Annotated in this window: 19 protein-coding genes; 7 read left to right on the forward strand and 12 right to left on the reverse strand. The window is 69.8% G+C overall.

Features of this window, described 5'->3' with window-relative positions:
• Window positions 1–15: 15 nt before the first annotated feature.
• Window positions 16–2,631 (forward strand): class IV lanthionine synthetase LanL, encoded by a 2,616-nt coding sequence (gene lanL, locus ACFPCY_RS37320; protein WP_465251252.1) that lies wholly within the window; start codon window positions 16–18, stop codon window positions 2,629–2,631.
• Entirely contained in the window at window positions 2,601–4,544 is a 1,944-nt protein-coding gene (locus ACFPCY_RS37325; RefSeq protein ID WP_378263498.1) for an ABC transporter ATP-binding protein, read from the forward strand. The genes lanL and ACFPCY_RS37325 overlap by 31 nt, the downstream gene beginning before the upstream one ends.
• A 785-nt stretch (window positions 4,545–5,329) precedes the next feature.
• Here ACFPCY_RS37325 and ACFPCY_RS37330 read toward each other — a convergent pair.
• The 3 genes from ACFPCY_RS37330 to ACFPCY_RS37340 all read right to left on the reverse strand — a co-directional run bounded on the left by ACFPCY_RS37330 (window position 5,330) and on the right by ACFPCY_RS37340 (window position 7,840).
• Complete coding sequence (locus ACFPCY_RS37330; RefSeq protein ID WP_378263500.1) at window positions 5,330–6,469, reverse strand: PP2C family protein-serine/threonine phosphatase; 1,140 nt, start codon at window positions 6,467–6,469, stop codon at window positions 5,330–5,332.
• Between the two features lie 328 nt (window positions 6,470–6,797).
• On the reverse strand, window positions 6,798–6,959 hold the full coding sequence (locus ACFPCY_RS37335) for a hypothetical protein (protein ID WP_378263502.1): 162 nt from the start codon (window positions 6,957–6,959) through the stop codon (window positions 6,798–6,800).
• Window positions 6,960–7,210: 251 nt separating this feature from the next.
• Window positions 7,211–7,840: a hypothetical protein gene (locus ACFPCY_RS37340; protein ID WP_378263504.1), complete on the reverse strand. Its 630-nt coding sequence runs from the start codon at window positions 7,838–7,840 to the stop codon at window positions 7,211–7,213.
• A gap of 813 nt (window positions 7,841–8,653) precedes the next feature.
• On the opposite strand from ACFPCY_RS37340, the gene ACFPCY_RS37345 reads away from it, so the two are divergent.
• Window positions 8,654–10,081 (forward strand): hypothetical protein, encoded by a 1,428-nt coding sequence (locus ACFPCY_RS37345; protein ID WP_378263506.1) that lies wholly within the window; start codon window positions 8,654–8,656, stop codon window positions 10,079–10,081.
• Between the two features lie 275 nt (window positions 10,082–10,356).
• Here the strand turns inward: ACFPCY_RS37345 and ACFPCY_RS37350 are convergent, their stop codons facing one another.
• From ACFPCY_RS37350 to ACFPCY_RS37390, 9 genes are all read right to left on the reverse strand, one after another.
• Entirely contained in the window at window positions 10,357–10,692 is a 336-nt protein-coding gene (locus ACFPCY_RS37350) for a hypothetical protein (protein ID WP_378263508.1), read from the reverse strand.
• 795 nt (window positions 10,693–11,487) lie between these two features.
• A complete protein-coding gene (locus tag ACFPCY_RS37355; RefSeq protein ID WP_378263510.1) occupies window positions 11,488–11,745 on the reverse strand; it encodes a hypothetical protein in 258 nt (85 codons plus the stop codon).
• A gap of 314 nt (window positions 11,746–12,059) precedes the next feature.
• Complete coding sequence (locus ACFPCY_RS37360; RefSeq protein ID WP_378263512.1) at window positions 12,060–13,022, reverse strand: nucleotide-binding protein; 963 nt, start codon at window positions 13,020–13,022, stop codon at window positions 12,060–12,062.
• 12 nt (window positions 13,023–13,034) lie between these two features.
• Window positions 13,035–14,342 carry an EsaB/YukD family protein gene (locus ACFPCY_RS37365; protein WP_378263514.1) on the reverse strand — a complete coding sequence of 436 codons (1,308 nt, stop codon included), beginning with the start codon at window positions 14,340–14,342 and terminating at the stop codon, window positions 13,035–13,037.
• Between the two features lie 30 nt (window positions 14,343–14,372).
• Window positions 14,373–15,362: a TNT domain-containing protein gene (locus tag ACFPCY_RS37370; protein ID WP_378263516.1), complete on the reverse strand. Its 990-nt coding sequence runs from the start codon at window positions 15,360–15,362 to the stop codon at window positions 14,373–14,375.
• A 70-nt stretch (window positions 15,363–15,432) separates the two neighbouring features.
• Window positions 15,433–15,738, reverse strand: a complete 306-nt coding sequence (locus tag ACFPCY_RS37375; RefSeq protein WP_378263518.1) for a pore-forming ESAT-6 family protein — start codon at window positions 15,736–15,738, stop codon at window positions 15,433–15,435.
• Between the two features lie 17 nt (window positions 15,739–15,755).
• Window positions 15,756–16,094 carry a hypothetical protein gene (locus ACFPCY_RS37380; protein ID WP_378263520.1) on the reverse strand — a complete coding sequence of 113 codons (339 nt, stop codon included), beginning with the start codon at window positions 16,092–16,094 and terminating at the stop codon, window positions 15,756–15,758.
• A gap of 153 nt (window positions 16,095–16,247) precedes the next feature.
• Window positions 16,248–17,213, reverse strand: coding sequence for a DUF6177 family protein (locus ACFPCY_RS37385; RefSeq protein ID WP_378263522.1), 966 nt, complete (start codon window positions 17,211–17,213; stop codon window positions 16,248–16,250).
• Window positions 17,206–17,601, reverse strand: a complete 396-nt coding sequence (locus ACFPCY_RS37390) for a hypothetical protein (RefSeq protein WP_378263524.1) — start codon at window positions 17,599–17,601, stop codon at window positions 17,206–17,208. Before ACFPCY_RS37390 ends, ACFPCY_RS37385 begins: the two co-directional genes overlap by 8 nt.
• Window positions 17,602–17,721: 120 nt before the next feature.
• Here ACFPCY_RS37390 and ACFPCY_RS37395 point away from each other — a divergent pair, with 120 nt between their 5' ends.
• The 4 genes from ACFPCY_RS37395 to ACFPCY_RS37410 all read left to right on the forward strand — a co-directional run bounded on the left by ACFPCY_RS37395 (window position 17,722) and on the right by ACFPCY_RS37410 (window position 21,793).
• Entirely contained in the window at window positions 17,722–17,970 is a 249-nt protein-coding gene (locus ACFPCY_RS37395; RefSeq protein WP_378263526.1) for a hypothetical protein, read from the forward strand.
• 102 nt (window positions 17,971–18,072) lie between these two features.
• Window positions 18,073–18,420 (forward strand): DUF6507 family protein, encoded by a 348-nt coding sequence (locus ACFPCY_RS37400; RefSeq protein ID WP_378263528.1) that lies wholly within the window; start codon window positions 18,073–18,075, stop codon window positions 18,418–18,420.
• Window positions 18,417–20,894, forward strand: a complete 2,478-nt coding sequence (locus tag ACFPCY_RS37405; protein WP_378263530.1) for a hypothetical protein — start codon at window positions 18,417–18,419, stop codon at window positions 20,892–20,894. Before ACFPCY_RS37400 ends, ACFPCY_RS37405 begins: the two co-directional genes overlap by 4 nt.
• A 2-nt stretch (window positions 20,895–20,896) precedes the next feature.
• Entirely contained in the window at window positions 20,897–21,793 is an 897-nt protein-coding gene (locus tag ACFPCY_RS37410) for a hypothetical protein (RefSeq protein WP_378263532.1), read from the forward strand.
• The last annotated feature ends 115 nt before the right edge of the window (window positions 21,794–21,908 follow it).

Here is a 21,908-nt window from a genome sequence, read left to right on the forward strand (position 1 = left end):
AACGACCTTGCCGCAATGGTGGACGGCCTTGGCTGGCGGACCACTGCCGGGCGTATGTGGGTGCGTCTCGATCCTCCGTCGGCGTCGCTTCCGGAGCAGGGCTGGAAGATTCATGTTTCCGCCCGTCCGGCCACGTTGACGGAGACGTTGCGGGTGGCGGTTCCGATTCTGGTGCGCCGGGCTTGCGCGTTCAAGGTGGTCAACGGTCCGGAGACGCTGGCCGAACTGAATGCCCCGGGCGATCGCGTGTCGTCGGTGGGCAAGGCGATCACGGCCTATCCATTGCCGGAGCTGTTCGGGAAGCTGGCCATCGAGCTGGCCGAAGCGCTATGCGGATTCGCCGCGCCGGTGGTGCGCAGCGATCGCAGGGTGCGTCCCGATTCCCCGGTCTACTACCGGTACGGGCCGTTCGTCGCCGCGTACCGGGTGAGCGAGAACGGCGCTCCCGACCTGGTGGTGACCGGTCCGGACGGCTCGGAGTATCCAGGAGCGGCGGGCCGGTTCTTCGGCTGCCCGCCTTGGGAACACGACCCGTTGCGAGTCAATGCGGGAACGCCGTTGACCGGCGACCTGGAATCACCGTTGACCAGCGATCCGGCCACGCCGGTGGGAATCGGCGAGGGAATGCCGGCGGGCGACGGCGGTCCGGGCGTGGTGCTGGGCGGGCGCTGGCTACTGGGCGAGGGCGTCCAGAACTCCTCGCGCGGACGGATCTTCCGAGGCCGGGAGCCGATCTCCGGCCGGGAGGTCATCGTCAAGGAGGCGCAGGCCTACATCGGCGGCGAGACGGCCGACACCGACTGCCGCGCGAACCTGCGCAACGAGCGGCGCGTGCTGGCGGCGCTCGACGGCGTCACCGGCGTTCCCCAGGTCCTGGATCACTTCCGCCACGGCGAGGACGAGTTCCTCGTGCTCTCCAGCGTGGGACGGCGCAACCTGACCACCGACGTCGCCGAGTCCGGCATCTATCCCGACCGGCCCGGCGAGCGTGACCTGTCGGTGCTGGCGCGCGAACTGCTGGCGCTTCTGGACGCCGTCCACGAGCGCGGGGTCGTCGTGCGCGACCTGAGCCCCAAGAACGTGGTCCTGGACGAGCCGGGCACAGGCCACCGGGTCGACTTCCACCTGGTCGACTTCGAACTCGCCCGGCTCGACGGACGGCAGCGGCCGGGATACAGCCGAGGCTACTGTTCGGCGGAACAGCTGGCGGGCGAGCCCGGCGCGGTCGCCGACGACTACTTCGCCCTCGGCATGACGCTGTTCTACGCGGGCACCGGCATCGAACCGGTCATGATCCATCGGGACGGTCGGCGTGATGCCGAGCAGACGCTGGCGGTCCTGGCGGGCGCGTTCCCGCAGGGCGGCCCGACGCTGGCGCGGATTCCCGGGCTGGTCAGCGCCGACCCCGCCGGAAGGATCATCGCCGCCGAAGCGCTCCGGTCCGGGGTCGGCGGGCGGTTCACCGGCTGGAGCCACCGGCCGGTCGAAGCGGAGGCCGGGACGGCGGAGCGGCTGCTGGCGCACACGCTCGCCCAGACCGTGCGGCACGGCGGGCGACTGCTCGCTCCCGACTCGCCGGCCGGGCCGGTGCGGCTCGACGTCTGGCAGGGGACCGCCGGTCTCGGGAGCGAACTGCTGCACCATCTCGGGGACGACGACGCCAGGACGCTGGCCGTCGGCCTCGCCCAGCACACCGCCAAGCACCCCCTGCTCACCGCCTACCCCCCGGGACTGGCGTTCGGCCGGACGGGCATCGCGGTGTTCCTGGCCGCCTCCTCGCGGCGGCTGGACGACGACGACCTGCGCGCGGCGGCCCGGCTTGCCGCGCCGCCCGATGTCGGTTCGCTGGCCGTGATGGAGTACTCCGACTACGCGCAGGGACTGGCCGGGATCGGCGCGGGTCATCTGATGCTGGCCGAGTTGACGGGTGATGAGGCGCATCTGGCCGTCGCCGCCGAGTGCGCGCGGCGGATCGCAGGCGGAAAGTGCCGCTCCACGGCGGACGACTCGGTCGCCCCGGTGTCAGGGATCGTCATCGGCCTCGGCCACGCCCACGGACGCGCCGGACTGGGCGCCTTCCTCCTCGCCCACCGCGATGCGACCGGCGCCGGGTGGGCTGAGGCCGCCGCCCGCGAGCATTTCGATTTCCTGTGCGGGCGGTTGCCGGAGGTGCTGCGGGCCGCCGCGCTGCCCTCGGCCCGTCCGATGTGCGCCTCCTGGTGCCAGGGACTTTCGGGCATCGGGTCGTCCCTGCTGCGGGCCGCCGCCCTGGGCGACGACCGCTGCCTGCAGCTGGCCCAGGACGTGGCCGAGACGTGCCTGCTGATGGCCCCTCGCATGGGAATCATCACCCAGTGCTGCGGGATGGCGGGCGTCGGTGAACTGCTGGTCGATCTCGGCGCGGCCACCGGGCAGGGCACCTGGTTCGACGAGGCCGAACGGGTGCTGGCGCTGATGCTGGACCGAAGCGGCGGCGAGCCCGGCACCCGTCCGGAGTTCCCCGACAACTCCTTGCGCGGCAGCAGCGGGGGATGGGCCACCGGCAGCGCGGGGATGCTGACGTTGCTGCGCCGCCTGCGCGACCACGGCGGTCCCGGCCCGTGGACGTTCGGCCAGTGGACGGCGGCGTGACCGCCGGGACGGCTCGTCCCCCGACCGGCGAGCCATGCGCGGCGGGGATCGACGAGCAGGCCGTGTTCGGCGGGCAGCCGCAGGCGGTGAAGACCGGCAGCCTGGCGATGCTGCGCGAACTACCCGGCGCGATCGGCCAGGCCGTCGGCCTGCTGTGGACGGCGAGCCGGGGACTGACGGTCACCGTCCTCGCCTGCCAGACGGCTTCGGCCGCGCTGACCGGCCTGGGCCTGCTGGCCGGGACCCGCGTGCTGACCGCACTGCTGGCCGGCGGCCCGACCCCGCAGCGCATCACCGCCGCGTTACCGTTTCTGCTGCTGGTCGGCATCCTGGCGGGGACACGCGGCGTGCTGACCGCCGCGGTCGGAGAGGCCCGGGCCCGGCTGACGCCCCGGATTCTCCGGCATGCCCACGACCGGCTCTACGAAGCGACCGCCGCGGTCGAGCTGGCCGCCTTCGACGACCCGGACTGGCAGCAAGCGCTCTCGCGGGCACGCCAGCGCACGCTGCCCGCCCTCGAGCTGGCCGTCGCCGAACTGCTCGCCGTCGTCGGCGCCGTCGCCGGACTGCTGGCGGTCGGCGGGATCCTCGCCACCCTGCACCCGCTGCTGCTGATCCTGCTGGCGACCTCCGTCGTCCCGCACACCTGGGCCGCGATGCGCGCGGCCCGCACCGCCTACACCGGGGAGATCCCCCTGGCGGCCCTGTACCACCGCCAGCAGCTCATCGGGGACCTGGTCACCGGACGGCCCGCGGCCGCCGAGATCCGCGCCTACCGCGCCGAGCGGTTCGTGCTCGCCGAGTACCGGCGCTGGGCCGAGGCCGTCCAGCACCAGCGGCGACGCCTGGAACTCACCCGCACCCGCACCACCCTGGTCGGCCGCGCGCTCGGCGGGATCGGCGTCCTGATCACCCTGGCCGCACTGGTCGTGCTGCTGAACGCGGGAGTGATGCCGCTGGCCGCGGCCGCGACCGCGGTCATGGCGATCCGCAGCGGACAGGCGTCCTTCGTCCAGCTCGCGACCACCGCCAACCGGCTGTACGAGCGCGGCCTGTACATCGCCGACCTCCGCCGGTTCCTCGCCGACAGCCACGCGCGCCCCCACCCGCCCGGCGACCCGATGCCCCGCGACTTCGCCGCGATCCGCATGGACGAGGTCACCTTCCGCTACCCGGGCACCGAGAAGCCCGCCGTCGAAGGCATCGACCTGACCCTCCGGCAAGGCGAGACCATCGCGCTGGTCGGGGAGAACGGCTCCGGCAAGACCACCCTGGCCCGCCTGCTGGCCGGACTGCACCAACCCACCTCGGGGACGATCACCGGCGGCCCGGCCATGCACCGCCTCACCCCCGGCGACCTCCGCCACCTGGTCGGACTGCTCGGACAGGAACCGGTCCGCTGGCCCCTGTCGGTCCACGACAACATCGCCCTGGGACGCCCGGTCCCCCACCCGTCCGCCCTGGACCAGGCCATCAGCGACGCCGGCGCGGACGAGGTCATCGCCGCCCTGCCCCACGGTCGCGACACGCTGCTGTCACGCCACCTGCACGGCGGCGCCGACCTGTCCGGCGGCCAGTGGCAACGGCTCGCCCTCGCCCGCGCCCTCTACAACGCCCCGGCCCTGCTCATCTGCGACGAACCCACCGCGCCGCTCGACGCGCGCGCCGAACAACGCGCCTACGACGCCATCCGCCGCCACGGCGCCCGGCACGGCGCCACCGTCGTCCTCATCACCCACCGCCTCACCAGCGTCCGCCACGCCGACCGGATCTACGTCCTGGACCACGGACGCCTCACCGAACGCGGCACCCACGACGAACTCATGGCCCGCAACGGCACCTACGCCCACCTCTACCGCCTCCAAACCACCACCCGCCCCTCTCCCCTCCCCTGCCCGGCACAAGAATCCTGACCGCCGAGCAACCACCGCAATCCCCCGCCTGGTGCCCCGGTACCGCCGGGGCGGGGTGAAGATGAGCCCCGGTGGGCCTGACCCGTGTCCTCTGGGACGCCCAGGGGTGCGACCGGTCCTCACCTTTCCTGTGGGGGGAAGAGGCGCCCGTCCTTGCCGACTCGGCGGCCAGGACTGGCGGGGCGAGGACATGGCCGGGTCCCGACGGCGGCCTCGCCCGTCTGAGCCTCAAGGCGCGCTCGCCGGGGCATCTGACGCCTGGCCCGAACCGCGACCGGCCGCGACGAACCCGCCGAAGGCGACTCCAGGCGTCGTCCGGACGGCCTTCGTGCTCGGCTCCCGACGCTTCCGTGACCTACGGGAGATGCGGCCACCGCCACGAGCGGGAATCGCCTCGCGGGAGAGGAAACGGCCGCCTTCGAGGGCAAGAGAGGGAAGGCGGCCGGGATGGGGACTCCCGCGAGGCGATCCTCGCCGCGACGGACGCCGCGGCGAGCCCTGGGGGAAGTCGTGGTTCAGGCCCGTCCGGACACACCGCTGCCGTGACAGCGGGCCGTCGGCGCGTGGGGAGCACACCGGTCGCACAACCTCAGTCCCGGGGGAGTTCGACTCGACCGCCGGGTCCGGGGCGGCTCCGCCGCCCGGTGAACCAGGGACACGGCACGAGCACCGCGCGACGGGGTGACTACTGACGTTCTACCTTCAACCTAGAACGCCTTGTCAGACCAGCACAAGCCACCTTTTCATCCCCCGGCCGGACGGAACCCGGGCCGTGGAGAACGGAATCAGGTGTCGGATTCCGATGCGGTGTGGCGGGGTTCGAGATGAGGACCGTGCCAGTCCAGGCACATGACGGTGGCGTCGTCTTCCAGGTGGCCGCCGCTGGCCTCCTGCACCGCGGCGGTCAGGGTCCGCACGACTTCACGCGGGTGCTCCGCAGCGGTCTCGCTGATCTGGGCGGGCAGGTCGACGACGGCGGCTCGGCGTTCCTGCATGCCGTCGGTGTAGAGCACCAGCCGGTCCCCCGGCCGCAGGTCGAACCGCTGCACGCGGTAATCGCCGGGCAGCGGCGCGCCGAAGGGCAGGTCGACCTCGCAGATGACCTCGCGGACCTGGCCGTCGCGCAGCCGCAGCGGCCAGGGGTGCCCGGCGTTGACCAGCTGGGCGCCGCTGCCGTCCAGCGCGATGCGCAGCATCTGGCCGGTGGCGAGGGCGTCTCGGCCGTGCTTCAGCATGGCCTGGTGGGTCCGGTCGGCCTGTTCGGTCAGATCGGCTCCGGCGCGGCGGGCGCCGCGGGAGGCGTTGACCAGCAAGGTCGCCAGCAGCGCGGCGTTGACGTCGTGCCCCATGGCGTCGGTGATCGACAGGTGCAGCGTGTCGTGGTCGAGGGCGTAGTCGTAGGTGTCACCGGCGACCTCGTCCGCCGGGACCAGTGCACACGCCAAGGTGAACTCGGCGGCTTCGCAGCAGGCGGACGACGGCAGCAACTGGTACTGGATCTCGGCGGCCAGACTGACGCGGGTCGTGCGCTGACCCCACAGGTACAGGTCGGTGAAGCGGCGGTCGGTGACGATGATGTAGGCCAGCGCGTGCGCGGCCTGCCCGATCTGCTCCAGCACCTCGTCGCTGACCTCGGGCAACGTCAGCTCCAGCACACCGAGGGGGTCGCCCCGGTTGGTGACCGGGGCGACCACCCGTTGCCCCCGCCCATCGGCCGGCGTCGTGGTCGGCCGCTGAGTGCGCAGCACCTGGTCGTAGACGCTGCCGACCAGCGGAACCTGCTCGGCCTGCTGCCCCTTCCGCGAGGCGGCCTCCTGGGTGAACCGCACCAACTGCTGCCCGATGAGGTCGACGAACAGGAACGACACCGTGGCCGCTCCGAACCGGTCGCGCAGGTTCCGCGCGACCACATCGATCGATGCCACCGGCGCAGCATCCTCCGCCGCCGCCAGAACGCCACCCAGTTCCAGCCGCTCACCTGCCACAACAACCCCTCCCCTCGTCCTCCTTTCCTATCGCCTCCCCGCTACCTGACCCCGCCTGCGTCCACCACCGGGCGCGTCGAACTCGCCCCCTCCACCCCGGCCGGCGCGGCTGCGTGTGTGAAGCTGACCCGTCCACCAGGGCGAAGCGCGCCACGCCCGTCGCCCAGCGCCCGCATCCGCAGTAGGTTCAGCGACGACCCGCGCAGAATCAGGTCGAGCGAGCCGTCGGCCGACGGAGGCGGCACGGCCGACGCCACCCGCCAGTCGATCACTCCGGTGCGTCCACGCTGCTCCGCGCGGCTTTACCGCCCGCCTCCATCTGCTTTGACAGTTCGATCGCGAGGACGGCCGGAGTCGGCGAAGCCGGCCTATCCACGACCTGCAACGCACACGCCACGGCGTCGCGCGGCGCGTGCTCGTCGTCGGCCACAGCTCCGAAGACTTCGTTTCATCGGGTCGGGCTCACTCACGCCCGAGCTCGACCGGTGCGCTACGAAGTGCTAAATCTGTCGTCATCGCTCATCTGCGAGGTGGATGAACCGTCGCTGATCAGTGACCGATATCAGCATTGGACCCACACGTGTGGCCTGCTCGTCGCCGATGAAGGTCGGCAATGACAGCCGAAAGCCCGCACTGCGACGCGGCACCGGATTCCGACCGGAGCCGCGGCGTGGCGAGGGCTCAGGAGAAGGTCACCTTGCCCCTTCCATGGACGGCGGCCAGGCCGATGATGGCGCAGGGGCCGACGTCGCTGGTGGGCGTGGCGGTGCCGCGCACCCGGCTTCCCGCCAGGAGTCCGGAGGTGGCGATCCCGCTGAGCATCGCGTCGCCGGGATTGGAGCCGACGATCTGGTCGCGCGCCGGCCGCACCGTGGTGGTGCCCAGGCGGCGGCCCTTCGCGTCGTACCAGGTGATCGCTCCGCGGCCGTCCTCGACGCGCGCCGTGGTGCAGGACGCGCGAGCCGTCCCGCGTGCGGTCAGGCGACCGTGGTTGACGGCGCGCCGGGAGCCGTTCGGCGAGAAGCAGTTGGTGAAGTCGGCCACGCCGACGACGGTCGTCCGGTGAGGGATCAGGCCCACCGGCGGCGAAAAGGTCACCGGTCGACCCGGCGGCGTCGCCGCGTCGCAGACCAGCGCGGCGGACGTGACGGCAGAGGCCACCGGACGACTGAGCGGCGACGTTCGGGTCGCCGTCGCCGCCGTCGCGGGGACGGTCGGCGCGGCGAGCGCGGCGGCCGCCAGTCCCACCGCCGACACGGCGGCGGCGCGCCGGGCACCGGACTGCGGGCGGACGGTGGTCGGTCGGGACACGGTTTCCCCTACGATGATCACTCCGAGTGTGATGATCATAACTGTCCGGAGTGATCGGTGCGGGAGGGGCCTCGGCGGAACGCCGGGCAATCGGAAGGTGCGCAAGAAGTGCCAGGCAGCAGCGTGGTTGCGCGCCGACCAGCTCCTGTTCGCCACAACGGCCGAGGAGTGGACACCGGCCACCCGCACCCTGGTGATGGGCGTAGTAGAAGACTTCGGTGGGTGAGGCCCGCTCGGCCCACCACAGATCAACTTGTGGAGGGCCTGGGCGGAAGCGACACAGAAGTCTGAAAGCCGACAGCGACGGCCGAACGGCAGGATGATGCGGAGTCTTCGCTTGTGCGTGGGCGACCGTGGCGAGGGAAGGCGCGAACGGGAGGCTCCCTTGAGCGAGTTCTTCGCCATCCGCGTTCCGCCGATGATGGCGAGTGTCTCCAGCCGTTCCCGGTCGAGTTGTGGGAGCAGGCTGTTGTGGGGGTGTCGGCGGCGATGCCGATCAGGGACAGTCGCAACGTCTCGTCGACGACCTCCATGCCCTATCTGGCCGCCAACAGAAACGAACGCGTTGTGTCGTCTCTACCGGTACGTCGCGAGCTCGGGTGCAGATGAGTCACGAGAATCTCTTGGTTTCGTGGACGGGCTCACGGGTAACATGAAGTCACCGAACAGGGTCCACCGGCTGCACCGGGGACACCAGCGGGCTTCAGCTTTCATCGCCTGGAGACTTGGCCGTACCTCGTCTACCAGCGTTTCCCTCACGCTCGTCGTCCGCATGTCTTCCTTGCGCGGCGGCCAGACCTCGGAGAGCCCCTCATGTCCGAGCAGCACTCTGTCCCTGTCGATTTCTACTGCGAACACACCCCGAGCAAGAGCAGAGTCCACGCTCTGGTGTCCCCGGGCGGTGGTCCACGCGTCCTGCAGGCTGTACTCACCTGCAACGATCCCGAACTCGCCCGGAACGCCACAGGCCTGCTGTCCGCCGCCTGGCATGGGGGCGAAGGGCCCGCGGTTCGCGCCGAAGCCGAACGCATCCTGGCCCTCCTTCCCGCTGCTCCGGCGGCCTCCCTGCGGAATGCGCTGAACAGTGCGTTTGCAGGTCATTGGCCGGCTCCTACCCACTCGCAAGGCACCGGCCACACAGCCGACGCCCCTGCGGCAGACTTGTTCGCCGATGGCGAGGAAGATGAGGACGAGGAGCTCACTCCCGCGACCGTTGATGCGCTCGCCCGGACGCCCAGCGGCGCTCGGCTCGCAGACCTCCCCGGACAGGTCGTCAGGATCACCAGCCTCATTGACGTCCACGTACACGACCCGAAGCGGCTCCTGGCCGCCGCCCGCGCCACCGGCTGGACCCCCCTCACAGAGCAAGACGAAAAAGACCCCGACGACATCGTGGGGGCCGTGATGGCTCTTGCTGACCACCCGCAAATCCCCGGTACCGACAACACCGACAACGAGATGACCGGCGAGCTGCTTCACCCCCGCAAGGGTGACGAACTCTCCCCATGGAGTTCCTCCCCGATCACCGCCACCTTCACTTCCGGCTGGGGCCTTCGGCGACCTCCCCAGCCGCTTCACAGTCGCGAGACGCGGTGGGGGACGATGCCCGACTTCGCCAAGATCTTTCCCGTGGAATGCGCATGCGGCTCAGAGGGCTGCACAACCTGCGACGCCGGGCCCTTGACCCCACGATCGGCAGATCTGATCCACACGGCGCTGTCGACCATGGCCGACGCCGCCTACGACGACCTCCAAGAACACGACGACGATCCCGTTCCGAACTCTGAAGACCCGAGCTGGGGGTTCTTCACCGACCTCCCCCGCCTGGCCTTGCAGCAGCCCCGGCAATGGCGTCGAGAGATGGCGCGTGCCTGTGACGACCTCGCCGAAGACCTCGAAGCCGGGGAACTCCCCATCCCCCGCTGCTTCGCCGAAGAATTGGTCCTGCACCTCGCCCTCGACCAAGCCCCCGACATCCTGGAAGAGAAACAGGACCTCGAGGACGAGGACCACGAGTCGTTGCCCAAACATCCGTACGACTACGACTGGGGCCTCTACGGCGACCAGTTCTTCCAGGACTCCGACATCCTCCTGCTCTACCAGGAAGCACTCGACGGCATCGAGGACCCCACGGCCCACCTCAATGGAACCAACGGCATCGGCGACATGCGCCCCGCCAACTGGTTCACGCCCTTCAACAATGTCACCCCCCGCGATCCCAACCGCGGATTCCGCCGCTGACCCTTTTAATCCGTAGGTAGTGGGTTCGAGTACCACCCGACCCACCACCTTGACCAGGGGAAACACCCTGCCGGCCCACATCCTGCGGATCATGCTTGGGGCCGACCTGAGGCCCACCTGGGGCGCAGACCAGAGATCCTCAGGGGCCAGCCTCGGATCCGGTGCGCAACGCGGGCACGCCGGGTCCGGGCACCGACCGGCGGGCCGGTGCGGGGGGACGGTGTGCAGTCGTCCTTTCCAATCGCCGACCGGGGCTGGGGAGCCGAGGCTCTGCGTCACGCAGCGGCCGGCGTCATGCCGCGCTGCCGGATCCCGGCGGCCATCCGGCTGGCCTGGCCCGAGGCCGGGACGACGCGCCCCCGTCCGAATGCGTCGCCTGACGGCGGGCCAGCCGCACCGGACCGGCCCGCGGCCCGCCGGACCGGCCGCCTGTGCCAGACCGGGACCTTGCCGCGACGGCAGCCGATGCCCGGCACGATCCCCGCGGTCTGCAGCAGGAGCGCGGCGGTCTTCTCCGCCGCGTTTCGGGCGACCTCGGGCAGGACGCTGGTGTCGGTGTCGGCGGTCAACCCGATGCTGGAATGTCTCAGCATCTCCTGCACCACCTTCAACTCCACTCCTGCGGCCAACGCCAGCGTCGCGGCGCTGCAACTGCCGGCAGACCACCGCCGTGCCCTCCTCCAAGTCCAGCTCGCACCAGCGCAGCCCGGCCGCCTCCCCGCGCCGCAACCCCCGCAGCGCGATCAGAGGAAAGGCGGCGTGGAGGCGGGAGGTGCGGATGTCGTGGAGGAACTGCCCGGTCTGGGCGACCGTCCACACCGCCAACGGCGGCCGTTCCCCCGTCCGCCGCCGATGCTCCACCCGGCCGGCGGTCCACACCACCGCCCGCGGCCGCCGGGCCCGCGGCAGCACCACCAACGAGGTTGGGTTCTCCAGGATCAGCCCCTGACGGGGCGCGGCGTTCAACGCTGCCCGCAACGTCGCGCGAATCCGACTCAACGTCGCCGCCGTCAACGGCCGACCGCCCCGCGCATGCTCGTCGACGATCACGGCCGGCATCTGCTCGACATGTCCGGCCGTCAGCTCGGCCAGCAGCAACTCGCCGAGCAGCGGCACCAGGTACCGGCAGGCGTGATCGGCGTAACCGGCCACCGTCGACGCCGCACCCGGATGATTCTCCAACCAGCGCGGCAGCCATTCGGCCACGGTCATCGGCCGACCGTGCCAGTCGGGGACACGCGGACTTACTGCCCGAATCGAGCCCGGAACCTCACAACCGCCATAGGTATCAAAGGGATCCTGTAGTGCCCACCAGTGTCGAGGCGAGGCTGTTCGAGACGGGCGCTGACCGTTCTCATGCGCGACACCCGCCCCGTGATACATCGCATGAAAACGCCCATGCCGACCTAGGTTGCCGTGACGACGCCCAGCATCACGGCCGTGCCGACCAGGCTGTGCGTGGCTCTCACCCGGGATTCGCTCCAGAAACTGCAGATTTGCAAGCCCACGATGGCATGGGCACCACGACCGGCGGCCTTCTGCGCGAGCTGGTCGAGCCCGCGCCCGATGTCGTCGACCTCGTTGACCCATTCGGGCCAGGCTTGCAGGACGTTACCCACGCTCGCGTCAACCGGGATGGTGTCGGTGGTGTAGATCGGGATCACTGGTGCATTATCCCGACTTGACGCCAACCGGTCACGGCTTGCCGCTGCGCTGCGGCCACTTCGGCACGGGGATCGGCAGTCCGGCGCGGTCGGCGGCTCTGGGGCCGTCTTCACCTACCTGGCCGGAACCCGCAACGGTCTCCTCGCCGTGTGTTCCGCGTTGGGTCATAGCTGCGCCAACCGTCTGCGCGAGCACGTGTCGAGGCTCCGGACAGGACCAGTAATCACCAGGTGCCAGCGCGAGTTTTTACCGCCACAAGCGCGCCGGGCCGTGTTCCGAGCGAGGTTCGCTCGGCACTCCCCCAGCTCGGTCGCTACGCCTGGGCGGGGCGGAGAGCGCGATCCAAAGCCAGGGCGGCGAGGCGGGTGACGGTGATGCTGGTGGCCTCGGCGAGACGGGGTGGGGAGATGGGGGCACCGCTGGCGACGTGGCGGTCGTAGTCGAGTCTCAGGCAGCTGACACCGGCGTCGGCGAGGATGGCGGACGTGGCGTCCAGGTCGAGGGTTCGGCGGGTATGGGGGCTTTTGACGGTGAAGACCGCGATGGTTCGCGGGACGTGGGCGCGCAGGCCGTTGGCCGCCATCCAGTCGAGGGCGCGTCCGACGCTGCGTGCCCCCTCAGAGGTGGCGGGGGCGACGAGGACCTGTGCGTGCACGCCCTCCAGGACCGCCCGCGGCAGGGGTCTGGTGATGCCGGATCCGCAGTCGGCGAGGGTGATCCCGAAGAACCTGGTCAGCGGAAGGGCGGTGTCTCGGTAGATCGCCGCGTCGAGGGGGCTGTCTCCGATGCTGCCCCGGTTTCCGGGCAGGGTCCAGAGTCGTTCGGCGACGCGGGTGAGGTGCGGCTCGGCGTCTGCGAAGGACTGGAAGCCGCCTGCGGTGGTGGCGAGGTCGCCGAGTGAGAGGCCGCGCGTGACGCCCAAGCGCAGCGGAAGCGAGCCGAGGTCGGGGTCGACGTCGAGTGCGAGGACACGGTCGTGCCGGTAGTGGGCGAACACGGTCGCCAGCAGCGCGGCGATCGTGCTCTTGCCCGCGCCGCCGCGCATGCCGACCACGGCGATCCTGCGGCCGGTTGTGACGGGGCGCTGGATGCTCGCCGCGAGTTCGGCAGCCGCGCGGGCTTCGTCCGCCGGGACGAACGGGCGGGCGGCACCGCGTCCGACACGTCGCCAGAGCGGGTCCCCGTGGGGCCGGCCCGTGGTCAGATCGTCGATCGCCGCCGGGGCGGGCAGGGCTCGCGGCGGGTGGCGCGGCTCGCCCCGACCGAGGTCAGGCACCGACGGTTCTCCTCAGAAGGTGTGCAGCAGGCGGGTGAACACTCCGAAGGTACCCAGTGCCACCGGAATGAGCGCGATCACGGCTGTCGCCTCGATGCGGTTGGCGATCCGGCGGAGCCGTGCGCGCAGGTGTTCCGGTGGTGTCGCGGTGAGGACCACCACGGGCAGGAGGGCCAGCGCCAGCAGCATCCCGGTACCGGGGTAGGCGCCCCAGGAGACCTGCTCGGCCCACCCGTACGCGACGGCTGCGTACGACACGATCGACGCCAGCCAGAGAACGGCCTTCTGCGGGACGAGCGGGAACACTCTGGCCCTGCTGGCGACGATCACCGACAGCAGCAGCGCGGTCACGGCCGACCAGGCGTCGAACGTTACGATCACCATCGTCCCGGCGGTCCCGGCGGCGACCGCGACGGCGAGCGTGGCGATCAGGAGGCTGCGGTGCGCGGCCGCCAGGGCGGTCAAAACGTCCACCCGGGGGACGGGCGCTCCGCCGGTGCGCTGGTCGTCGAGCGTGGTGAGCCCCGACAGCGCCAGGGCCCCGCGCAGCATGGTGGTGAGCAGGACGGCGCACACGATCGCCAGTACCGCGCCGGTCTGCGCGAGAGTCAGGTCGGACGCTTCGCAGGTGATCCCCACGACGCCGAGCAATAGGACGACTGCTCCGCCGAGCAGTCCGCCTCGTCCGAGCGGCGACGACCAGCACAGTGCCACCAGGACCGTTCCGGTGACCAGGGCGAGTCCGGCCGGGTGGCTCCAACCCGGCCAACCGCGATCGACGGTCAGCGCCCAGACGCCGACCGAGACGAGCGCTCCGCCGCCCAGCGAGAGGGCTGTTCCCAGCGGCGCCTTTCGGGTCAGCCCGACACCGAGGCCTCCCACAAGGGCGGCCAGGCCCGACGCGATGGTGGCAGCGCTTGCCGGGACGCCGCCATGGGAGCGGTTGAGCACGATGCCCGCGAACAGCACGGCCAGCGCGAAGGTGATGATCGCGGTCCATCGGGCGGCGTCTGGGCTCCACCGCAGGGCGTGCGTGGCGAGCGCGCCGTCCACGGCTTCGGGGACCTCGTGCACGACCGGGGTGGGAAGCGGTTCGTCCGAGCGCACCAGGCGCAGCACCGCGCCGTCGCGCACCGCGTGGTCGGCGAGCGTGGCGTCCCCCAGCAGGACGTCGCCCGCGGCGGTCACCAGGTGACGCAGTTGCGCCGGCTGCCTGACCGGGTCGCCCAGCAGGTCGAGGATGTCGGGCATGAGCGCGCCGACCGGCTCCCGCGACGGGAGGACGACGTCGACCCTTCGGCGCTCTCCGACCAGGGTCACCCGGCTCCACACGGTTCTCCTCCACTTCCGTCATTTCGGGATGTTGGTCCCGGAGATCCGCTCAACGTATCCGTTGCGCAGCAGCCAGCGAAGGGTGGGCAGCGCGGGCGGGCGCGGGAACAGTCCTGCCGTGATCGTGAACCGGACCCCGCCGCCCGTGCTGCCCCCGCTGGGGCCGGAGACGGACGCCGTCACCTGGAACGGCTTGACGACCCGGAACCGCAGGTAACCCGAGGGCGCTGACCTGTCGACGGTGATTCTTGAGGAGGGTGGCAAGCCACGCTGCGCAAACGGAAGGCCGTAGGGGAACAGCACCGAACCGCTCTCCTGCCCGAAGGCGTCGACCAGCGTGCCCTGCGGCAGCAGGAAACCGGTCGAGCCCGCCGCCACGGAGTCGATCTTCTGGCGTGCCGCGTCGGCGAGGCGTTGCCCGTCGCGAAGCGCCTGCGCTTCCACCTGCGGCGTCAGGACGGCCGGTGCGTTCTCCCGGACGACGAGTTCTCCGTAGAGCCAGCGGCAGGCTTCGTCCTCGGTGGGAAGTTCCGCTCCGATCCGCCCCTGGTCGAACTCGACGACGCCGCCGGAGAACCCGTTCCGAACACGACTGACGACGTAGTAGCTGGACACACGGCTCGCCGGAGGCCTCGGCTGGCCCGGCAGAACGTACAGGCTGCGCGGTACATGCGCCCGAGTGAGCGCGCCTTGAAGCATGCGGAAGGTGACCTGCGCTCCGACCCACCCGGCCGGGACGGGGGCGGTGCCGTCGTCCGGCGGGGCCGCCTGCGCCTGCTCGGCCTGCTGTTGCTGTTTCTTCTGCGTGGCGAGCTTGGACCGCAGGAACGACCAGCCGACCAGTCCGGCGCAGAGCACGGCCGCGACGCACAGCCCAGCGATGATCTTGACGAGGCTCTCGTCGAACCCGCGACGCACGCGCTCGGATCCGAACATCACCGCGTCGCGGAGCCGGCGGCGTCGCACCGCCACCGACTCCAGCAACTGGGTGTCGTAGTCGCGCGCCACCGTCACCTTCCCGGGAACATGGTCAAGGGGAGGAGCCGCGGCGCGCGACCCTCCCCTTGTCGACGTACGCTCAGATGGCCGCCACCGCGGCGCCCGCCTTGCTCAGCGCCTGCTGCGCGGTGTGGTCGTTGGTCGCCAGGGTCTGCTTGACGAGCCGGATGATCTCGCGGGTCTCGTGCGCCGCCTGGTGCCAGCGATGCTCCTTGGCCGCGTACTCCGCCGACACGTTGGTGGCCTCGAAGTCGGCGAGCGCGGCCTTCACGTCTCCGTCGTGCTGCCCGATCAGCGCCTCCAGGCGCGAGATGATCGCATGAATGTTGGCCTGCGCCTCGTGCGAGGCGCCGGTGTCGTAGGCGCGTCGTCCGCCTGCCCCCATGGGTGTTCTCCCCTCGCTCAGGCTCCGGTGCGGAACTTGGCCCCGTCGAAGTCGGCGGCGCCCATGCTGCGGTGCGCGTCGGCGGCCATCTGCTGGTCGCCGGTCACGAACGCGGTCTCCATCCCGACCTGGCCCCGGTTGACCGAGTGCAGCCCGGTGGTCAGGTCGGCGATGATCTCGTCCGAGCGCGCCTTGAACGAGTCGAAGGCCGCCTTCCCCGCGCCGTCGAACTTGCCGACCAGTGGCTCGGCCGCGACGATCAGCTGCCGCACCAGGGTGGCCAGTTCCTGTGTCGAGCCCTCGGTGCCCTTGGCCAGCGTGATCAGGGTTTCCTGGCCGTAATTCCAACGCCCCACGTGTCACCTCAATCGCTCGCCGGTCCGTGCCCGCTCGCGGATTCCCCGTCATGATCAACCCGGCCCATGATTCCACAACCCCCCACAATCACCGCAAGACCCAATTCTTGCGGTGCTTCTGACTCGGGTCACGATCCGTGTCCCAAAGGGTCATCACTCCCGTCCGGCTTCCAGTCGTTCCAGCACGGACTGGAATTTCGCCCAGTCGCCGACGCTTCGGCCGTCGCCCATCGCGTACCAGGCTCCTCGCGGACCGAACGACCTGACTGCCACGTCGCGGACGGGCGGTTCGATCCTCGGTGCCCCAGGTCCCAGCGCGATCCCCACCGGGGCCGGAAGGCCGTTGAACCGCGCCTCGGTCGTCAGGTCCGCCCGTCCCGGGACGCTCTGGACGGCCAGGTAGTCGAGCCGAAACCGGTGAGCGACGTCTTCCGCGAGACGACTCAGGTCAGGCACTGGCTGACTCCCCTCCCACACGAGAGCGAGGTTCACGATCTCCTGCACCCCTGAGACGGTGCGATCGACCTCGATGGTTCCGAGTGCCCGCCTGCGCGCCCTCGGATCCCCGACGAACGCGAGCCACGTACGCGTGGGTGCCCGGTCGCGGCTCAGCCTGGTGACATCCTCGCTGCTCCACGGGTTGGCGACGGGCTCACACGTGCCCCAGCCTGCGGGAACATGCCCGGTCAGTTCGCGGCACAGGTGTTCGGCCAGCCCTCCGATGACGAGCCGGTCCACCGGACGATGCCGCGCCACGGCGGTGACCAGGAGGTGGAGGGCCTCCGGAGCCGTGGCGGCGTCGAACTGCGGGTGAGGGCGGGTGGCGTCCGCGGCCGGCGCGAGGACGGAACCGTTCCAGGCAAGAGGTGCCCCGGACAGGCCGTCGAAGTAAACGCCGTCCGCGCCCTTGACCGCCCACCGGACGCCGGGCGTGATCATCCGTCGCAGCGGAAAGGTCAGGCGTCCGGTGTGGCGGCCGAGGATCACCAGCTCGCGCTCGGTCTCGGCGCAGAAGCGCATCGCCTCGGCGATCCGCATCGAGAACGACACGATCCGCCGGTTCAGTGACAGCATTCCCGTGTGCTCGGTGACCAGGTCGAGCGCGGGTTGCTCACGCATCGCCGGCCCCGAACCCGGCGCGGTCGACGAAAGCCGGATCCGCCGGCCAGATGGACCCGCCAGTGCGCAACGACAACTCTCCGGCGAACCTCATCGCGGCGATGTCGGAGTTCGCGACCTGCTCGTTCCCCTGCACCTCGACCCACCACACCGGCGGCTCCACGTGCGCGACCTCCGGACCCAGCACGCGTTCGAGCTCACCGCGCACGCGCACCAGGATCGGCGCCTCCACCAGGAGCAACGATCTCCCCCCTTCGTCCCGCACCTCAAGGGCACCGCCTTCCCCGAGGGCGGTGACGCCGACGTCCGGACCCACGGCCGCCAGCGCGGCGATGATCGCCTCCTCGTCCGGCTCATCTCTCAACAGGGCGATCACGTCGTTGCTCACCGAGCGGGTTCCTTCCGTTCCGAGGATGCGTGGTCGACCGGTCGTCGAGCGTAGCCATGGCTGGCCCTCGGTATCGTGCGTGATGGCCGATTCATCCGACGCGACCTCCCGGAGGTGGCCATGAAGTTCGACTGGACGCCCGAGCCGGACGAGGACGCGGACAACGCATCCGACGACATCGGTCTCACGAATCCGGACGGCCTCGCACAGGCCCTCAGCGCCGAAACAGCCAGGATGGGCGAGGCGTTGGCCCTGCTCACCGAGGAGATCCAGCGGAGTCCGGCAACTCCGGCGCGCTTCGAACCCGACGCTTTCCGGCCGGTCAAGTTCCGCAGCAGGCCATCCGCGTTGCCACCAGCGGATACGTAACCACGAAAGCCCAATGAACGTCGAATAGGTCTTTACCGTCGCACTTGCCCACCTTTACCCTCGTCCACTGATACAGGGGGATCTTGCCGAGGACGAGGGGCCATGGCGATATCAGGCTGGAACATCGAACCGCTCGGCGTGCGGAGCGCGCTGTCCAAGACGATCACCGCCATCCAGCCGATGGAGGGCTACGCCCGGACCTGCGGCGAGGCGCTCTACGACGCGGGGTACGCGAGCGGCAGCGACCGGGTGAAGGCGGCGCTCGCCGGGTTCAGTGACCATCACCGGTACACGATCCCGATGATCTTCAAACGCACGTCCAACTGCGTCCGTGGAGCCGCGCTGGCGACCAACGCCTACCTGCGCGCCGACGAGGAGATGGCCGTCCGCGCCCAGCGGAACGCGATCGCCGCCCCCCGCGTGGAGGACCTGCGCGGAGGCAAGAAGTGATCATTCCCAGCAACATCGGGATGCTGGCGCAGTCTCTCAACCCGGAAGGCGTGCAGCGCGAGGCCGGCAGGCTTCACAAGGCGGCGCAGGGCATCAAGACCAGCGGCGAGAACGTCAACTCCGCCTGGGTCCACGGCCTCAACCCGGGCGTCTACGACGCGCCCGAGGGAGACCGCCTCCGCCAGGCGACCCTCCCCGTCCAGGCCGAGAGCGCCCAGTTCGGCGACCAGCTCTGGAAGGTCGCCGACGCCCTCGACGCCTACGCCGCCGAGATCCAGCCGATCAAGGCGCGCCTCCTCACACTGTTCAACGAGGCCAACGCCTTCATCGCCAAGGCCGACCCGGTCGGCGCCGACCTCGACAAACATCCGGACCTGGTCAAGGAGAACAACCGGCTCGAATCCGAGGTCCGCACCCAGGCGATCGCCCTGGCCGCGGCCGAGGAACGCTGCGCCACCCGCATCTACGCCGCCTACGGTGGCCACGAGCTACGGCTGTGCACGCCGGGCGACAACCAACCGACCATCCCGCTGTGGGGAACTCCGGAGAAGGCCGACGAGCCGCTGTACATGGACGTCTGGCACGGCGTGAAGTCGTTCGGTCTCGGCATCTGGGACGTCACGTGGGGCAACATCGCCAGCCTTACCGGGCTCAAAGGCTTCGACAACCTCAAGAGCTCCTGGGAGGGCATGGGCAAGATCGGCCTGGCCGGCCTCCTGGTCAGCTTCCCCGGCGCCTGGGCACTCCTCGCCGATCCCAGAGTGCGTGGCTTCTTCCTGAAGACCAACAAGGACACGGCCAAGGGATTCCTCGCCTGGGACGAGTGGAAGCGCGACCCTTCCCGTGCGGGCGGCCAGCTCTTCGGCAACCTGGCCATGCTGCTCTCCCTCAAGAAGACCGGTGCGCCCGCGGCCAGCGCGGCGGGCCGCGGCGTCGAATGGGCCGCACGCGGGGCCAAGGCCCTCGATCCCGTCACAGCCCTCGGCAAGACCGCGACCGGAGTCCGCAGCCTCGCCGGAAACCTGAAGGACGGGAATCTGGGCTTGCCCCGCCCCCGCCTGGACGCCGATCTACCCAAGGTCGACACCCCGTCAGCGCCGCCCGCCGGAACCCCGCGCCCCAGCCCCGGCGACTTCCACGCCATCGGCGAAGCCGACGGCCCCCACGGCACCAAGACCAAGATCGGCCTGGACGCCAAACACCCGCACGAGTACTCTCCGCCGGCGCGCGAAGACCTTCCCAGCTCAAAAGCGGCCAAGCCTGGCACCGGCCACCCCCATCCGGGACGCGCGGAGGGTCCGACACCGCCTGACCGCGAACTCGCCCCGGCCGGAGCTCGCCCGAGGCACGATCCCGGCTCCGTCCATGGCAACTCGCCTGCCGGAAACAGGACTACCCACGACCCCAACTCGCCACATAAGACGCATTCTGTGGGAGGCGACGGCAAGGACGGGCATGCCCCGGCGAGTGACGCCCCCAGGAAAGCAGCACATGAGGGCGCCCTTCCCAAAGAACGCAGCGGCGAGCATCCCGACGTCGACAACGGTCATCCCTCCACGCACGACCGGCACCCATCAGCACACAACGGACAGGAGCGCCCCGGCCACACCGGACCGGGCCACGACACCGATCCGTCACGCAGTGCTCCGCCCCGCGACCATGGGCCCCAGGACGGCCCTTCTAGCCATGGCGACGAGACCGGACACCATGGGCCGGAGAGTTCCCACAGCAGTGGCTCCGTCGAGCCCGCGCATCCAGATCCTTCCCTTACCCCTGAGCAGTTGGCCGAACTTCACCGACTCGAGGATCAGGCTCGGGCGCTGGCACAACGGCACGGCGTGCACGTCGACTACTCGAGCCACCCGATCGACCCGGCCAACGCAGCGAAGATAAACGAGGCGCTCGAAAAGCTGGGGCGCGAGTACCCGGGCGTGTTCAGCGGCATGGACCAGGTGAAGGTGCAAAGCCTCGACGAGATGATGCAGTCCAACCCGGGGGCTGCTCAGGCGCTCGGGTATTCGGTCCATGACGGCGAAGTATTTCGTAACCTGGTCACTCCACCGAAGGGCATATATCTCAACCAGAACTTCTTCGCCGACCACGGCAGCACGTTGCAGAGGGCGAACGAAGATGCCGCCAGCGGATGGCAGGTTCCCGGAAGCGGCACGGCCGAAGGAACGATCTACCATGAGTTCGGGCACCAGATCGGTCGAAAACTGCTCGCCAACCCTCATTTTCGGGACGAGCTTTCCAAAGAATTCCGGAAGCTCGGGATCCCAGTAGACCCCGACAGCCTGTCGCCAGGAATTCCGGGCGGACGGGACGCGGTACGTGCCGGACTCTCCAAGTACGGAGCCACCAAACCCAGCGAGATGCTGGCCGAGGGATTCGCGGAATGGAAGCTCTCTCCCCACCCCCGCCCCATCGCCACGGCCATCGGTAGTATCATGGACAAGTACTTCAAGGGGAGGTGATCATGCAGGAGGTCAAGAAGTGGAACGCATGTGACGCATGCATCCGCCTCAGACTCACAACAAACCCCGAGTATGACGGCGAGACCCCTGAAGAGGAGCAACTGGCCTACTGCGAGGCATTTCCCGATGGAATTCCTCCGGATATCTATCCGCATGGATTCGATCACCGATCTCCTTACCCCGGCGACCGCGGCATCAGCTTCTCACTGGCGCCCGAAAAAAGTGACCTCCTGGCGGTGTACGAGCGCCGCACTCCCCTCGAGGTGCGCAATCGCGACATCTCGGAGAGCTCGCGCGAGTACCAGAACACCCTGCGACGTTTGTGGAGTCGGAGACTCCAGGTCATCACGGATATCATCGATGCGGAATTGACCGTTCCCAAACGCAGCGACGCGGGATTCGCTTACGTCCAGTCCGAGGACGCTCGGTGGGTCTGGGTCTCCACGTCGGGCCGGACGTCGGACGACTGGTCTCTTGCGGCTCAGTGCACGGGATGGGAGAAGGTCAGCGTCGACGATCTTTCGTCGGCACCAGAGGGCGAGGATCTTGTCCTATGGGTGGACGAGACCGGCCCGCTCGTGCCGCTCCGCGACCTCAAGCTCACGAACATTCGTGTACTTCGAGCCACATTGAAGGGCGACATCCAGAACCTTACAGAGCTCGTCCATGCCCTCCCAGAAAGGCAAGACCCTCTTTATCTTCCTACGTTCGCACCCGAGGAGCTGGATAATCCTGGTAAGCCGCTTCTGGCGTTCAGCTCAGTTTTGTCTCTGAAGCTGAGACTCGGGGACGTGCCGTGGAAGGCCGTTCCAAGTGGCGCCGTGAGAAGCGGCACGGAGGACAAGAGCCGAGTTCTCATCCTCGACGACGGCCAGCCGCACACTGTGCGACTCGAATGAGCAGGCCATCTCTTTGGCTGCAAGGCCTCGATCGCGACATCACATGATGGAGCGTCAACCCGCCTCAGACTTACGATAAGCGTTCTTAACTAACGTTAATCGCACAGCGAAGCGA

This window comes from Actinomadura gamaensis (assembly GCF_042652125.1).
In the GTDB taxonomy this organism is placed as follows: Bacteria; Actinomycetota; Actinomycetes; order Streptosporangiales; family Streptosporangiaceae; genus Spirillospora; species Spirillospora gamaensis.

What these genes read in the sequence shown, in the direction of transcription:
- lanL (WP_465251252.1), top strand. Translation starts at nt 16, where the DNA reads ATGGTGGACGGCCTTGGCTGGCGGACCACTGCCGGGCGTATGTGGGTG.
- ACFPCY_RS37385 (WP_378263522.1), bottom strand. Translation starts at nt 17,213, where the DNA reads ATGCGTGAGCAACCCGCGCTCGACCTGGTCACCGAGCACACGGGAATG.
- ACFPCY_RS37400 (WP_378263528.1), top strand. Translation starts at nt 18,073, where the DNA reads ATGGCGATATCAGGCTGGAACATCGAACCGCTCGGCGTGCGGAGCGCG.
- ACFPCY_RS37375 (WP_378263518.1), bottom strand. Translation starts at nt 15,738, where the DNA reads ATGGGGGCAGGCGGACGACGCGCCTACGACACCGGCGCCTCGCACGAG.
- ACFPCY_RS37345 (WP_378263506.1), top strand. Translation starts at nt 8,654, where the DNA reads ATGTCCGAGCAGCACTCTGTCCCTGTCGATTTCTACTGCGAACACACC.
- ACFPCY_RS37395 (WP_378263526.1), top strand. Translation starts at nt 17,722, where the DNA reads ATGAAGTTCGACTGGACGCCCGAGCCGGACGAGGACGCGGACAACGCA.
- ACFPCY_RS37410 (WP_378263532.1), top strand. Translation starts at nt 20,897, where the DNA reads ATGCAGGAGGTCAAGAAGTGGAACGCATGTGACGCATGCATCCGCCTC.